This window comes from Streptomyces sp. NPDC041200 (genome assembly GCF_055591805.1).
The window spans coordinates 203,026-216,774 of record NZ_JBVIZF010000008.1 but is presented as its reverse complement, the minus strand read 5'-3'; the positions used below and the strand labels follow the sequence as shown (position 1 = coordinate 216,774).

The 13,749-nt window shown below is 71.7% G+C and carries 15 protein-coding genes and 1 pseudogene; 12 read left to right on the top strand and 4 right to left on the bottom strand.

Features of this window, described 5'->3' with window-relative positions:
* The 7 genes from ACZ6CL_RS20750 to ACZ6CL_RS20720 are packed head-to-tail and all read left to right on the top strand — an operon-like array spanning window position 1 to window position 7,703.
* Window positions 1-1,026: an NAD-dependent epimerase/dehydratase family protein gene (locus tag ACZ6CL_RS20750; protein WP_468937580.1), complete on the top strand. Its 1,026-nt coding sequence runs from the start codon at window positions 1-3 to the stop codon at window positions 1,024-1,026.
* Entirely contained in the window at window positions 1,014-2,336 is a 1,323-nt protein-coding gene (locus tag ACZ6CL_RS20745; protein ID WP_468937579.1) for a DUF4910 domain-containing protein, read from the top strand. Before ACZ6CL_RS20750 ends, ACZ6CL_RS20745 begins: the two co-directional genes overlap by 13 nt.
* Window positions 2,337-2,341: 5 nt before the next feature.
* The gene (locus ACZ6CL_RS20740; protein WP_468937657.1) at window positions 2,342-3,640 is read left to right on the top strand and encodes a hypothetical protein; all 1,299 of its coding nucleotides are present in this window, start codon (window positions 2,342-2,344) and stop codon (window positions 3,638-3,640) included.
* Window positions 3,637-4,584, top strand: coding sequence for a glycosyltransferase family 2 protein (locus ACZ6CL_RS20735; RefSeq protein ID WP_468937578.1), 948 nt, complete (start codon window positions 3,637-3,639; stop codon window positions 4,582-4,584). Before ACZ6CL_RS20740 ends, ACZ6CL_RS20735 begins: the two co-directional genes overlap by 4 nt.
* Window positions 4,581-5,813 carry a polysaccharide pyruvyl transferase family protein gene (locus tag ACZ6CL_RS20730; RefSeq protein ID WP_468937577.1) on the top strand — a complete coding sequence of 411 codons (1,233 nt, stop codon included), beginning with the start codon at window positions 4,581-4,583 and terminating at the stop codon, window positions 5,811-5,813. The genes ACZ6CL_RS20735 and ACZ6CL_RS20730 overlap by 4 nt, the downstream gene beginning before the upstream one ends.
* Window positions 5,814-5,818: 5 nt before the next feature.
* Entirely contained in the window at window positions 5,819-6,370 is a 552-nt protein-coding gene (locus tag ACZ6CL_RS20725; protein ID WP_468937656.1) for a dTDP-4-dehydrorhamnose 3,5-epimerase family protein, read from the top strand.
* A gap of 7 nt (window positions 6,371-6,377) precedes the next feature.
* A complete protein-coding gene (locus ACZ6CL_RS20720; protein ID WP_468937576.1) occupies window positions 6,378-7,703 on the top strand; it encodes a glutamate-1-semialdehyde 2,1-aminomutase in 1,326 nt (441 codons plus the stop codon).
* A 7-nt stretch (window positions 7,704-7,710) separates the two neighbouring features.
* Here the strand turns inward: ACZ6CL_RS20720 and ACZ6CL_RS20715 are convergent, their stop codons facing one another.
* Together ACZ6CL_RS20715 and ACZ6CL_RS20710 are read right to left on the bottom strand one after the other, a co-directional pair.
* Entirely contained in the window at window positions 7,711-8,376 is a 666-nt protein-coding gene (locus tag ACZ6CL_RS20715; RefSeq protein ID WP_468937575.1) for a phosphatase PAP2 family protein, read from the bottom strand.
* 174 nt (window positions 8,377-8,550) lie between these two features.
* Window positions 8,551-9,000: a cupin domain-containing protein gene (locus ACZ6CL_RS20710; protein ID WP_468937574.1), complete on the bottom strand. Its 450-nt coding sequence runs from the start codon at window positions 8,998-9,000 to the stop codon at window positions 8,551-8,553.
* A 711-nt stretch (window positions 9,001-9,711) separates the two neighbouring features.
* On the opposite strand from ACZ6CL_RS20710, the gene ACZ6CL_RS20705 reads away from it, so the two are divergent.
* The 4 genes and pseudogenes from ACZ6CL_RS20705 to ACZ6CL_RS20690 all read left to right on the top strand — a co-directional run bounded on the left by ACZ6CL_RS20705 (window position 9,712) and on the right by ACZ6CL_RS20690 (window position 11,692).
* Window positions 9,712-10,101 carry a YidH family protein gene (locus tag ACZ6CL_RS20705; RefSeq protein WP_468937573.1) on the top strand — a complete coding sequence of 130 codons (390 nt, stop codon included), beginning with the start codon at window positions 9,712-9,714 and terminating at the stop codon, window positions 10,099-10,101.
* 110 nt (window positions 10,102-10,211) lie between these two features.
* Window positions 10,212-10,412 (top strand): hypothetical protein, encoded by a 201-nt coding sequence (locus ACZ6CL_RS20700; RefSeq protein ID WP_468937572.1) that lies wholly within the window; start codon window positions 10,212-10,214, stop codon window positions 10,410-10,412.
* A gap of 65 nt (window positions 10,413-10,477) precedes the next feature.
* Window positions 10,478-11,068: pseudogene (locus ACZ6CL_RS20695) on the top strand (formylglycine-generating enzyme family protein).
* A gap of 147 nt (window positions 11,069-11,215) precedes the next feature.
* The gene (locus ACZ6CL_RS20690) at window positions 11,216-11,692 is read left to right on the top strand and encodes a tautomerase family protein (protein ID WP_468937571.1); all 477 of its coding nucleotides are present in this window, start codon (window positions 11,216-11,218) and stop codon (window positions 11,690-11,692) included.
* 120 nt (window positions 11,693-11,812) lie between these two features.
* Here ACZ6CL_RS20690 and ACZ6CL_RS20685 read toward each other — a convergent pair whose 3' ends face one another.
* A complete protein-coding gene (locus tag ACZ6CL_RS20685) occupies window positions 11,813-12,097 on the bottom strand; it encodes an SDR family oxidoreductase (RefSeq protein WP_468937655.1) in 285 nt (94 codons plus the stop codon).
* Between ACZ6CL_RS20685 and ACZ6CL_RS20680 the strand changes: the two genes are divergently transcribed.
* A complete protein-coding gene (locus ACZ6CL_RS20680; RefSeq protein ID WP_468937570.1) occupies window positions 12,058-12,687 on the top strand; it encodes an FAD-dependent oxidoreductase in 630 nt (209 codons plus the stop codon). The two genes, ACZ6CL_RS20685 and ACZ6CL_RS20680, sit on opposite strands and share 40 nt — an antisense overlap.
* On the opposite strand, the gene ACZ6CL_RS20675 is transcribed toward ACZ6CL_RS20680, so the two are convergent.
* Window positions 12,641-13,351, bottom strand: coding sequence for a GNAT family N-acetyltransferase (locus ACZ6CL_RS20675; protein WP_468937654.1), 711 nt, complete (start codon window positions 13,349-13,351; stop codon window positions 12,641-12,643). The two genes, ACZ6CL_RS20680 and ACZ6CL_RS20675, sit on opposite strands and share 47 nt — an antisense overlap.
* Between the last annotated feature and the right edge of the window lie 398 nt (window positions 13,352-13,749).

Here is a 13,749-nt window from a genome sequence, read left to right as displayed (position 1 = left end):
TTGCGCGTACTGCTCACCGGACACCAGGGCTACCTGGGCACCGTGATGGCCCCGGTGCTCACGGCCGCCGGACACGAAGTCGTCGGCCTGGACTCCGGCCTGTTCGCCGACTGCGTCCTCGGCCCGCGGCCCGCGGACCCGCCGGGACCGCGGGTGGACCTGCGGGACGTCACGGCCGACCACCTGACCGGTATCGACGCCGTGATCCACCTGGCCGCGCTCTCCAACGACCCGCTGGGATCGCTGGCGCCGCAGCTCACCTACGACATCAACCACCACGCGTCCGTACGCCTGGCCCGACTGGCCCGCGACGCCGGAGTGCGGCGCTTCCTGTACGCGTCCACCTGCTCGGTCTACGGCGCCTCGGGCGGCGACGACCTCGTGGCCGAGGACGCCCCGCTGCGCCCGGTGACGCCGTACGCGGAGTCCAAGGTGCGGGTGGAGGACGACCTGCACGCGCTGGCCGACGGCGACTTCAGCCCGGTGTACATGCGCAACGCCACCGCGTTCGGCTACTCGCCCCGGCTGCGCGCCGACATCGTGCTGAACAACCTGGTGGGCCACGCGCTCCTGTCCGGCGAGGTCCTCGTGCTCTCCGACGGCACCCCCTGGCGCCCGCTGGTGCACGCGGCCGACATCGCGCGGGCCTTCACGGCCGCGCTGACCGCACCGCGCGAAGCGGTGCACGACCGGGCGTTCAACATCGGCAGCGAGACCAACAACGTCACGGTCGCCGAGATCGCCGAGCAGGTCGCCGAGGCGGTGTCCGGCGCGAAGGTGGTGATCACCGGGGAGAACGGGGCGGACCCGCGGTCGTACCGGGTGGACTTCTCCCGGTTCCGCGCGGCGGTACCCGGCTTCGACTGCGAGTGGACGGTCAAGCGGGGCGCGCTCGAACTCGCCGACGCCTACCGGATGTTCGGGCTCACCCGGGAGGACTTCGAGCAGCGCTTCACCAGGCTCGCCGTACTGCGCGCCGCGTCCGACGCCGGTGCCGTCGACGACACCCTCCGGTGGCGCCGGTGACCGAGGTCGGCGAAGCGATGCACGCGCTGGTGGAGCGGCTGTACCCGCTGTGCCGGAGCATCACCGGCGACGGTGTGCGCGCCACCCTGGAGATCGTCGGCGAGTACGTCCCGCTGGAGGTGCACGAGGTACCGACCGGGACGCAGGTACTCGACTGGACGGTGCCGCAGGAGTGGAACATCCGGGACGCGTACATCGCCGACAGCGCGGGCAACCGGGTCGTCGACTTCGCCGCGTCCAGCCTGCACGTGCTCGGCTACAGCGTGCCCGTGTCGGCCACCATGCCGCTGGCCGAGCTGCGCGCACACCTGCACACCCTGCCGGACCACCCGACGTGGGTGCCGTACCGCACCAGCTACTACAAGCCGGAGTGGGGGTTCTGCCTGGCCCAGGAGACCCTGGACGCGCTGCCGGACGGCGAGTACGAGGTGTGCGTCGACTCCACCCTCGCCGACGGTCACCTCACCTACGCCGAGCACGTGGTCCCCGGCCAGGTCCCCGACGAGGTGATCGTCTCCTGCCACGTCTGCCACCCGTCGCTGGCCAACGACAACCTGGCCGGCATCGCGGTGGCGACGTTCCTGGCCCGGGCGCTGGCGGAACAGACGCCGTACTACACCTACCGGTTCATCTTCGCGCCCGGCACCATCGGGGCGATCACCTGGCTGGCCCGCAACGCGGAGCGCGTCAATGGGGCATCCCCCGCTCGAGCGGAGCCGAGAGCTGGGGGAAGGGTCAAGCACGGCTTGGTGCTGGCCTGCGCCGGAGACCGGGGCCAGCTGACGTACAAGCAGAGCAGGCGCGGTGACGCGGAGATCGACCGGGTGATGCGGCATGTGCTGGACGCGTCCGAACGCCCGCACCACGTCACCGAGTTCACTCCGTACGGCTACGACGAGCGGCAGTTCTGCTCGCCCGGGTTCAACCTCGGCGTGGGCTCGCTCAGCCGGACCCCGTACGCCGGTTACCCCGAATACCACACCTCGGCGGACAACCCGGACTTCGTCTCCCCGGAGGCGATGGCGGACACCCTCTCCGTGTGCCGTGAGGCGTTCGCCGTCCTCGACCGAAACCGGCGGTACGTCAACCTCAGCCCGTACGGCGAACCACAGCTGGGCCGACGCGGTTTGTACGACGCGCTCGGCGGCCGCAGCGACACCAAGCAGGCCCAGATGGCCATGCTCTGGGTGCTCAGCCTCTCCGACGGCGAGCACAGTCTGCTGGACGTCGCCGAGCGGTCCGGGCTGCCGTTCGACACCGTCGCCGTCGCGGCCGGCGCTCTGCACGGCGCCGGGCTGATCAAGGCATGACGCCGATGACCACCGAGGAGGAGAATCCGCGGACAACGGCGCCACCGGCCGGATCCGCCAAGCGGGCCCTCGCCGGCCGGCTGTCCTGGGGACTGGCCGACCAGGCGGCCTCCAGCATGTCCAACTTCGCGGTGGGCATCTATGTGGCCCGCTCGCTGGGGGTGACCGCGTTCGGCGTGTTCAGCCTCGCCTGGGTGACCTACGGCGTGGTGCTCAACGTCTCCCGCGGCCTGGCCACCGACCCGCTCGTGGTGCGCTTCAGCGGCGTGCCGACCGCGTCCTGGCGCGCGGCGGTGGCCCGGTCGTCGGGTACCGCGCTCGGCGTCGGTGCCGCCCTCGGCGCGGTGTCCCTGGTAACCGGGCTCGCCCTGGGCGGCCGCTTGGGGTCCGCGTTCGCCTGCCTCGGCGTCGTACTGCCGGGTCTGCTGCTGCAGGACGCGTGGCGCTTCGCGTTCTTCGCCGCCGGGACCGGGCGGAAGGCGTTCGTCAACGACCTCGTGTGGGGCGCCGCGCTCGTCCCGGCCATGGTGGTGGCGGCCCGCGTGGACAGCGTGGAAGCCTTCGTGCTCGCCTGGGGCGCGTCCGCCGCCGTCGCCGCGGCGTACGGCTGTTTCCAGTCCGGCATCCGGCCCCGGACGGCCGGAGCGCGCGAGTGGCTTCGCGAGCACCGCGACCTCGGCTACCGGTACCTGGCCGAGAACGTCACCAACAGCGGCGCGAGCCAGCTGCGGGCGTACGGGCTCGGCGCGATCGCCGGGGTCGGCGCGGTGGGGGTGATCCGGGGCGCCGAACTCCTGCTCGGCCCGTTCATGGCGGTGCTGATGGGCCTGTCCCTGGTCACCGTCGCGGAGGCGGCACGGGTGCTGCGGCGGGCCCCGCACCGCCTGGGCGCGTTCTGCCTTCTGCTGGGCGGCGGGCAGGCCGCCGCCGCGCTGTTCTGGGGCGGGGCGCTGCTGCTGGTGCCGGACCAGCTCGGCGAGTTCGTGCTCGGCGGCGTCTGGAACTCCGCCTCGCAGCTCATCGTGCCGGTCACGCTCGGCGTCGCGGGCGCCGGGCTCGGCACCGGCGCGGCGGCCGGACTGCGCGCGCTCGGCGCGGCCCGGCGCAGCCTGCGCAGCCAACTGATCGCCTCGGCCTGCTACGTCATCGGCGGGCTCGGCGGCGCCGCCGCGGCCGGCACGGTCGGCTCGGCCTGGGGCGTCGCCGCCGCGACCGTCTGCGGTTCGGCCGTGTGGTGGCTGCAGCTGTGTTCCGCCCTGCGCGAGCGCCACCAGAACCCCATCCCCGAAGTGAGGACGCCATGACCGCCCGCCCCCGGCTGAGCATCGGCCTGCCCGTGTACAACGGCGAGGAGTACCTCGCCGAATCGCTCGACGCCCTGCTCGGCCAGACCTACGAGGACTTCGAGCTGGTCATCTCCGACAACGCCTCGGCCGACGGAACCCAGGACATCTGCCGCGACTACGCCGCGCGGGACTCGCGCATCCGGTACATCCGGCTGCCCCGGAACATCGGCGCCGCGCCGAACCACAACTATGTGTTCACCCAGTGCCGCGGCGAACTGTTCAAGTGGGCCTCGCACGACGACCTGTACGCCCGGGACCTGCTGCGGGCTTGCGTGGAGGCGCTGGACGAGCGGCCGGAGGTGATCCTCGCGCACGCCGACCAGGCGGTCATCGACGGTGACGGCAAGGTGAAGGTGCCGTACGAGTACGGGCTCGCCACCGGCTCGCCGCACGCGCCCGAGCGCTTCCGCAGCATGCTGTTCGAACCCGGCGGCGACGACTTCTACGGGGTGATGCGGGCCGACGTGCTGCGCCGGGTGAAGCCGCACGACAGCTACCACCACGCGGACCGCGCGTTCGTCGCCGAGATCGGCCTGCACGGGCCCTTCCACCAGGTACCCGAGCTGCTGTACTTCCGCCGCGACCACCCCACCCGCGCCGAGCGGGCGAACCCGTCGAAGCGCTCCCGGTGCGTCAACCTCGACCCGCGCCGGGCAGGCCTGCTGCACCCGACGCCGCGGCTGCTCGCCGAGTACGTCTGGGGTTTCGTCGCGGCGATCCGGCGTGCTCCGTTGTCCTCGGCCGACCGGCGCGCGTGCTACCGCCACCTGGCCGCCTGGATGACCAGCCGGGCCCGGCCGGGCGCCGGTGAACGGGTCGAGGACCGCGCCCCGATCGACCCGGCCAAGCTCACCGTCTCCGTCGACGCCCTCGTCGCAGGCCGAGAGGGACGGCAGACATGACGTCCGGATACGAAACTCCGGTGCGCGTCGGAGTGTTCGGCCTGCTCGGCTCCGGCAACCTCGGCAACGACGGGTCGCTCGAAGCCGTGCTCGGCTACCTCCGCGCCGAGCACCCGGAGGCGGTCGTGGACGCGCTGTGCGGCGGACCCGAGGTCGTCACGGCCCGGTACGGGATCCCCGCGACGCGGCTGCACTGGAACCGCGGGGAGTACCGGACCGCGTCGCGTGCGGGCGCGATCGCGGCCAAGGGCCTGGGCAAACTCCTCGACGCCGCCCGCACCGCCGCCTGGGTGCGGCGGCACGACGTGGTGATCGTGCCGGGCATGGGCGTCCTGGAGGCCACGCTGCCGCTGCGGCCGTGGGGCTTCCCGTACTCGCTGTTCCTGCTCTGCGCGAGCGGCCGACTGTCCGGCACCCGGGTCGCGCTGGTCAGCGTGGGCGCCGCCGCCATCGGCAACCAGCCGACCCGGGCCCTGGTGCGCTGGTCGGCGCGGCTCGCCTCGTACCGGTCGTACCGGGACACCCAGTCCCGCGACGCGATGCGGGCGATGGGCGTGGACACCGCGCGCGACGAGGTCTACCCGGACCTCGCGTTCGCCCTGCCGACACCACCGACGAGCACGCCCTCGGGGCCGCCGGGTCCGGTCTGCGTCGGCGTCATGGACTTCCACGGCGGCAACGACGACCGCGCCCGGGCCGAGGAGATCCACCGGCGCTACCTCGACGGGACAACCCGGTTCGTCCGCGCGCTGGTCGAGGACGGCAGACCGGTCCGGCTGCTCACCGGCGACGCATGCGACGCGCCGGTGGTCGCCGCGATCCTCGACGCGGTGGACTCACCGCTGGTCACCGCTGCGGACGCGACCTCGCTCGCCGACCTGATGAAGGAGACGGCGGCCGCCGACTTCGTGGTGGCGACCCGGTACCACAACCTGGTCTGCGCGCTGAAGGCCGGGACACCGGCGCTCGCACTCAGCTATGCGGCGAAGAGCGACGCGCTCATGGACCGGATGGGCCTTGCCGCGTACTGCCACCCGGCTCGCGAGGTCGACGCCGACCGGCTCCTCGAGCAGTTCCGGGCGCTGGAGCAGCGCTCGGCGGAGCTGCGGCGGACCCTCGCCGAGCGGAACCTGGCCGCCGCCCGGCAACTTGAGGACCAGTTCGCCGCCTTGACCGCGGCCCTGTTCCCGACGACCGACCACACCCACGCCTTGCGGGAGGCTCCATGACCGGAATGAAAGCGACAGACGTCCCGGAGATCGCCGGGGCGTTCCTGTTCGAGCCGACGCCGTACGCCGACGAACGCGGCTTCTTCTGCCGCACCTTCGACGCCGACGTGGTCCGCTCGGTGGGCCTCGACCCGGACGCCTTCGTCCAGGACAGCCTGTCCCGCTCGGTCCGGGGCGTGCTGCGCGGCCTGCACCTGCGCTCCGGCGCGGGCGAGGCCAAGCTGGTGCGGTGCTCGTACGGGAGGATCTTCGACGTCGTCGTGGACCTGCGGCCCGACGCGCCGACCTACCGCAACGTGGCCTTCTTCGACCTGTCCGGCGAGACGCAGGTGACCCTGTACATCCCGGCGGGGTGCGCGCACGGCTTCCAGGCGCTGACCGAGACCGCCGACATCTCGTACCGGATCGACCGCCCGCACGATCCGGCCGAGGACGTGACGATCGCCTTCGACGACCCGGAGCTGGCCATCCCCTGGCCGCTGCCGCCCACATCGATGTCCCAGCGGGACCGGGAGGCGGCGAGCCTCGCCGAGGTCCTGAAGCAGAAGGAGAGCTGACGCCGGCGTGGACACCGAAGAGTTCCTCCTGCCCCGGTCACGGCTGGCGAACGAGCGGCTGCACGCCATGATCCCCGGAGGCGCGCACACGTACGCCAAGGGCGACGACCAGTACCCCGAGAACCTGGCCCCCGTGATCAGCCACGGCCGGGGCGCCCACGTGTGGGACGTCGACGGCAACCGCTACGTCGAGTACGGCTCCGGCCTGCGGTCGGTCAGCCTCGGCCACGCCCACCCCCGCGTGACCGAGGCGGTGCGACGGGAACTGGACCGCGGCAGCAACTTCGTCAGGCCGTCCATCGTGGAGGTCGAGGCCGCGGAACGCTTCCTGGCCACCGTACCGACGGCCGAGATGGTGAAGTTCGCGAAGAACGGCTCCGACGTCACCACCGCCGCGGTGCGCCTCGCCCGTGCCGTCACCGGGCGGCCGCGGGTGGCCATCTGCGGGGACCATCCGTTCTTCTCCGTCGACGACTGGTTCATCGGCACCACGCCGATGTCCGCCGGAATTCCGGCGGCGACCACCGAGCTGACCGTGGCGTTCCCTTACGGGGACCTGGCCGCCACGGAGGAGCTGCTGACCCGGTACGAGGACGAGATCGCCTGTCTGATCCTCGAACCCGCCGGCCACACGGAACCCCCGCCCGGGTACCTCGCCGGGCTGCGCGAGCTGGCCGACCGGTATGGCTGCGTACTGATCTTCGATGAGATGATCACCGGCCTGCGCTGGTCCGAGGCGGGCGCCCAGGGCCTGTACGGCGTCGTCCCCGACCTCTCCACCTTCGGCAAGGCGCTGGGCAACGGATTCGCCGTCTCCGCGCTGGCCGGGCGCCGCGAACTGATGGAGCGGGGCGGGCTGCGTCACTCCGGCGACCGGGTGTTCCTGCTGTCCACCACGCACGGTGCGGAAACGCACTCGCTGGCCGCCGCGATGGCCGTGCAGACCACCTACGTCGAAGAGGGCGTCACCGCGCGGCTGCACGCCCTCGGCGAGCGGCTGGCCGCCGGTGTCCGCGACGTCGCGGCCAGCATGGGCGTCGGCGACCACGTCGTCGTCCGGGGCCGGGCCAGCAACCTGGTCTTCGCCACCCTCGACGAGAACCGGCAGCCGTCGCAGCGGTACCGCACCCTGTTCCTGCGCCGACTCCTCGCGGGCGGGGTACTGGCACCGTCGTTCGTGGTGAGCAGCGCGCTCAGCGACACCGACATCGATCACACCGTCGATGTGGTGGCCCAGGCGTGTGCGGTGTACCGGAAGGCACTGGACGCCGGTGACCCCACGCCCTGGATGGCCGGGCGACCGGTGAAGCCCGTATTCCGCCGCTTGGCGTGACGTAGTGTCAGCGCTCCCGCCGACCGGCGTCGGCCATCCGGTCGGCCAGCCGGTCGACCAGCCACGCGGTCGGCGGTATCACCGTCAGCGCGGTGCACCAGCCGCCGAGGACGTCGGTCGGGTAGTGCGCGCCCAGGGCGACCTGCGCCCAGCCCATCGCGGCACCGGCAACCAGCGCCGCGGCGAGCACGATTGACGTGGTGGCCGTCCTGCCGAGGCCGAGCCGACCGGCCGCGAGCAGCGCCACCACGAGGACGAACGCGGTGAGGAAGGCGGTGTGCCCGCTCGGGTAGGACAGGTTGCCGTCACCGTGGATGGTGCGTCCCACCAGGTGCTTGAGCAGTGTCGCTGTCCCCACGGTCATGCCGGTACCGGCAACGACGAGCACCGCCGCACGAGGACACCGAAGCAGCAGGCAGCCCGTCACGGCGGCCACGACCAGCGTCGCCGCTCCGACGGGCTCCCCCAGGAAGTCCGTGCCCAGAGCGACGTGCCGCCACGGCGGCCCCACACCGTCCACCACCGGCTGGATCCACCCGTCCACCGTGCCGGGCTGGCTGTGGCCTGCGTACATGACCCCGAGCACGACGACCACCAGCGCGGCGAAGGCCGCGATCAGCCCGAGCCACCCGCGCGGCGAGGGGGGCACCGCGGGCGGCGGTTGGCCGGTCACACGCCCACCGCGTCCGGTCGACCTGCGGTAGTGACCAACGCGAGCCCCCCGTCGTGTTCGACCCACCCTCAAGCCGCCCCGCGGCCACCCATCGCCCTGGCCAAGGGCATCAGGACCAGCCTCACGCGTCATCCTAACCAACAACCGGTCGCGGCAAGGCGCCCCTTGTGAAGGTCAGTAGTCGCCTGGCAGTAGTTGGAAGTCGTCAAAAGAAAATCCGGGCGCGACCACACAACTCACCAGCACCTCTTCATCACCAGCCGGTCGAGCAGCCTGCCAGTGGCCAGCCGGCACGAGAGCCTGCGGCCGTTGTCCGCTCGCGAGGTCGGGGCCGAGCATGACTTCTACCGGGTCCTCTTTTGGCTTCTCCCCGGAACCGCCCAGCAAGAGCAGCAAGGGGCCACCACGGTGCCACAACCACAGTTCCGGCGAACGTACGGTGTGCCAGCGGGATTCATCGTCCGGAGGCAAGAGAAAGTAGATGGCTGAGCAGATGGACCTCCGCCCCGGGTAGCCCTCCGGCTGCACCTCAGTGGCACTGCGCCAGGTTTCCTTGTACCAACCTCCTTCGGGGTGTGCACTCATCTGGAGCAGGCGGGCCGTCTCGGGCATCTTCTCGATCACGTGAGCTTCCCTTCCGCTGAGTGAACCCATATCACCATGCGCTCCCCCACCGAGCGTGGATGTGCCAACCGCCGCTGCGGCTCCCCCCCTCCCTCCCCAGCCCGCGAGCCACCCCAGCACCGGTAGCAGGCTCACCCTCGAAGTCCAGGAATTCCAGCAGCAGGTACTGGCCGCCGCAGCCGGGTGCGGAACTCCGCCTCGCTCACGCCGCGCCGCAGGCGGGCGAGACCGCCGGCGCCGGACAACCGGCTGGTCGGCCACCTGTCGATGAAGCCCGTGCGACAGCTTCCGCGAGGACGGTCGCACCTCCTCGGGGTGGGACAGGTGCGGTGAGTGTCCTGAGGGGACGCGCAGACTGCGGGCGGCACGCGCAGCCCACTGCTCCTGGACGGCGGGCGGCAGAGCCGGGTCGACCCCGCTGAAGATGGACTCCTCCGCGTCTCCCGCCTTCACGGCGAGCCCGTCGGGAGAGTGGCTCCACGTGGGCGGGAAGTCGCCGCCCATCCATTCCATCATCGAGGTGCCGGGTTCCAGGGCGAAGGCGGCGATATAGACGAGTTCGGTGACCTGGTTCGGACAGGCCGGAAAGAGCGGCGCACCAGGCGCCACGCCCGGGGCCAGGCGCCCCATCGCCCCCTCTCCCGGTGCGCTCCCTCGGTGTGCGCAGACCCTCCTGCCTGGCCGGAGCGCGGACACAGGGAGGAAACGAGCATGAGACGCAGCGGACCGCGCGAACCGCGAAGCGGCGCCGCCATACCCTGGTACGAGGAGGGCGAGGAGCCGGACTACCGCTTCTCCTTGGCCAACGAGCGCACGTTCCTCGCATGGATCAGAACCGGTCTGGCCCTGCTGGCCGGCGCCGTCGCCGTCGCGCAGTTCGTCCAGCCACTCGGGCACAGCGAAGCAGGCGCGGCGCTCGGGGCCCTGCTGGCCGTGACCGGGACAGCGCTGTGCGCCTCGTCCTACGGACGCTGGCTGCGGGTCCAGCGCGCGATGCGGCACAACCACCCGCTCCCGATGACCCGGCTGCTGACCGCACTGGCCTGGGGGACGTCCCTGGCGGGCATCGCCGTGCTGCTGCTGGTCTGGAGAGTACGGTGACCACCTGGCACCCCTCCGGAACACCCCCGCCCTCCGCAGTCCCGCGCGACCCCGGCCTTCAAGCGGAGCGGACCGCACTCGCCCGTCGCCGCACGGCGCTCTGAGCACTGGTGGCCGCGGCGCTGACGCTGCGCTTCGGGCTGACACACGATGCCCCGCTGGTCACCACGGCGGGCGCCTGCCTCACGGCGACGGCGGCCCTGACCACCAGGTCATCCGGCGTCGGCCGGCACCGGCTGCGGGCCGTGGCGTTCTGCGCCACGGCCGCCGGCCTCCTGCTCACCGCGCAGGCGGCGCTGCTCACCCACTGACATCGGCCGCCCATGCGCTCGGCACAACCTCGCCATCCACCCTCACCGAACGGAGATTGCCGCACATGTCCCCGCACTGCTGCCCGCCCGGCCGCCCCGGCGGCCCTGCCGCCGTCTCCACCTCTGTCTCCGCGTCGCCGCCCGAAGGGAACGGTGATAGCGCCCACGCCTCCGCCATACGACTCCCCGGCGGAACCTTCCTCATGGGCAGCGAGGACGCCGACGTCAATCCCGGCGACGGCGAGGGGCCGGTACGCGAGGTCAGCGTGGCCCCTTTCGCCATCGACGCCCACTGCGTGACCAACGAGCGCTTCGCCGCCTTCGTCGAAGCGACCGGGTACCGCACCGAGGCCGAACAGTTCGGCTGGTCGTAAGGGCAAACGCTTCGCCTGGGGCGATGAACTCACCCCCGGCGGCGAACACCGCTGCAACATCTGGCAGGGCGGTGGGCCACCCCCTCCCGGACAGAGGGCTCCTGTGCCAACCCAGCCGGGCCGCGCCATGACGCCACGCGGGTCCTGCGCGGCAGCTCGTACCTGTGCCACGACTCCTACTGCAACCGCTACCGAGTAGCCGCCCGCACCAGCAACAGCCCCGACAGCTCCAGTGGGAACACCGGCTTCCGCGTCGCTTGGAACACCCCACCCGGGGCCTGAAGGCGGCGCACGGCGGAGGCTATCGCCGGAGCAACTGACGTTTCAGAACGAGTCGATGGCGGACCGCCCCACACCCTGACGATATGACAGTCGTTATATACGGGTGTACCCTGACGCCGCCTATAACGACTGTCATAGGACGAGGTAATGACGATCATCACTGTGAACACCCCGACGGGGCGCCTGACCCAGGAACAGCGCCGTCAGCTGGCCGAGACGCTGACGGACGCGGTCCTCGTGCCCGAGGTGGGGCAGTTCGCTCCGCCCGCGCGGGTTGGGTTCCAGGTGCATTTCGTCGAGCGCGAGCCCGACATGATGGCCATCGGCGGACGGCTCCTCGCGGACATCGGGCCGGACGCCGACGTCATGGTGATCGACGTGGCGGTCATGGACGGAGACTGGCGACAGGAGGTCAGGACCGCCGTCATCGAGCGCGCCCTGGCGGCGATGGCCGACGCCTGTGGCCTGCCAAAGCCGTCGCCGACCTGGTGGGTCAACTTCCGTGTCATCGACGAGGGCAGCTGGGGCTCCAGTGGCGGCGTGCTGTCCGTCCTCTCGCTCCTCGACAGCGGCGTGTTCACCGAGGAAAAGGTCAAGGCCATCCGCGCCGCACTCGGCGCGTAACCCGATCCCGTGCGTGGCGGTCTCCGCCGGTTCCTCCTGCGTCGCGCCCTCGGCTTGCGCGGTCAAGCGGGCCCCGGGCGCCATCGCCCGAGGCCTGTGCATGGGTGGGCGCGAGGGCGGTCAGTTGCGGCCGGCCATGACGCCGCCGTCGACGTCCCAGACCGCGCCGGTGACCCAGTCGGTCTGGTCCGACAGCAGGAAAGCCACCGTGGCCGCGATGTCATCGGCGGTGCCGGTGCGGCCGAGGGGTGGAAGGCGTTGAACCCGTCGAGGCGTCCCACCGGCCCTGGCACTGGAGCGCGTCGACTTCGGCGACGCGCTGCCCGCCGACCTGGTGCGAGTCGCCCGGGGCCACCCCGGTCTGGATGGGGGCCGTCGCCAAGGTCGTCGCCCAGTACCCGGCAGCGTTCTGGCGGGAGGAGGGGCTGGCCGGTGCGGCCTTCAGCAGGACCGGCCCGCTGCAAGAGATCCACGACATGGCTGGGCCCGACGGCCAACCCGCCGCACTCTTCGGATTCGCGCACGCGCGCAGGGTCCGAGCGGGATTCGACAAGGCCGTCACCACACAGTTGGGGCGGCTCTTCGGTCCGGCCGCGGCCACCCCCGACGTCCTGCACGTGCGGAACTGGAGTACCGAGCAGTGGACGTCGCCGTCCACCGTGCGGCAGCTGGCCGACTACTCGCTCTTCGGCCATCCCCTCTACCAGCGGCTCGGCGCTGGACGGCCGACTGCACTGGGCGTCGGCCGAGACGGCGGCCGACCACGCCGGGCACATCGAAGGCGCCCTCGCGGCAGGAGAGCGAGCGGCACAGGCCGTACTGGCGGCGCCCGGCGCCCCGAACAGCCGCGGCATCACCCTCGCCACCCCAGGCCGTTAGAGACCCACGCCATGGGCCATCATTTCGATCTCGCGTCGTCGGCCCGGCGGTCCACGACGCCGCGAGCCGTCACGGTGTGCGGAACCCTCGAAAAGTCACCTGCTTGCGGGTGGTGAAGCCGAGCCGCTCGTACAGGGCTATCGCGCCGGTGTTCGTCTCGGCCACGTGGAGGAAGGGACGTTCGTCGCGGGCCACGATCCGCGCGACGAGCGCACTGACCAGACGTGCCGCGTGGCCGCGCCCGCGCGCCTCGGGAGCGGTGCAGACGGCGCTGATTTCGGTCCACCCCGGAGGCCGCAACCGCTCTCCCGCCATCGCCACCAACGTGCCGTTTTCGCGGATACCGAGGTAGGTGCCGAGTTCATGGGTGCGCGGCCAGAACGGCCCCGGCTCGGTCCGCGCAACGAGGTCGAGCATCTCGGCCACACTGTCCGCGCCCAGTTCGACCACACCGGTATCGGTCCCTGTCTCCGCGTCGGAGTGATCCGGCCGACCCACGCCGGGCCAGATCATCTGACGGCCCTCGAGACGGAAGACCGGCTCCCAGCCCGGCGGCGGAGTGGCCGGACAGCTGAACATGTCGGCGAATTCGCCCGGACCGAGCAGCCCGGCCAGGTCGGCCCATTCCGCCCCGCCCGGATCGGCGGACACCGCGGAGAAGGTCGCGACTCCCGGCAGGTAGGTGGCAGCCCCGCCGGACCGGCGGGCGAGGTGCGCGTGGTGACCGCCGAGCGACTGACCCACCGGATCGTCGAGAACCAGGACGTCGCGGTCCACCATGGTGCCGTACCTCTCGCTCACGCCGCCCCGGCTATCTCCAACGGATCGTTAAGGATTGCGATCATAGACATGCGTCTGAAAGGCGACGTGACGTGGGCAGCTCGGCGGGAATGACCCGCCCGGTCTCGACCTGGCCGAGGCGCACCGATCGAGCGTTGCCTTCGGTGTGCGCCCATCCCTCATGCCGGTGCAGGCAGCACCAGCGCGCAAGTCGCCGTCGAGGGGGCGATGGCAGGCAGCACCCTCCGGGGCGAATCTCGGCATTCACACCGTGGATACCGCGTCGGTGAACTGACGCGCTTCCAGCAGTGGGCCGCGACAGCTGTCGGTAGGGGTCCACAGTCTGGGGTCCGTTGGGGTTATCCCCCTATTCTGCTGCCCGAATGATGGGTGAGGAA

Bases quoted from the DNA above. Each gene is read 5' to 3' on its own strand.
- ACZ6CL_RS20740 (WP_468937657.1), top strand. From the start codon at position 2,342: ATGACCACCGAGGAGGAGAATCCGCGGACAACGGCGCCACCGGCCGGA.
- ACZ6CL_RS20735 (WP_468937578.1), top strand. From the start codon at position 3,637: ATGACCGCCCGCCCCCGGCTGAGCATCGGCCTGCCCGTGTACAACGGC.
- ACZ6CL_RS20730 (WP_468937577.1), top strand. From the start codon at position 4,581: ATGACGTCCGGATACGAAACTCCGGTGCGCGTCGGAGTGTTCGGCCTG.
- ACZ6CL_RS20725 (WP_468937656.1), top strand. From the start codon at position 5,819: ATGAAAGCGACAGACGTCCCGGAGATCGCCGGGGCGTTCCTGTTCGAG.
- ACZ6CL_RS20705 (WP_468937573.1), top strand. From the start codon at position 9,712: ATGAGACGCAGCGGACCGCGCGAACCGCGAAGCGGCGCCGCCATACCC.
- ACZ6CL_RS20690 (WP_468937571.1), top strand. From the start codon at position 11,216: ATGACGATCATCACTGTGAACACCCCGACGGGGCGCCTGACCCAGGAA.
- ACZ6CL_RS20680 (WP_468937570.1), top strand. From the start codon at position 12,058: ATGGGGGCCGTCGCCAAGGTCGTCGCCCAGTACCCGGCAGCGTTCTGG.
- ACZ6CL_RS20675 (WP_468937654.1), bottom strand. From the start codon at position 13,351: ATGGTGGACCGCGACGTCCTGGTTCTCGACGATCCGGTGGGTCAGTCG.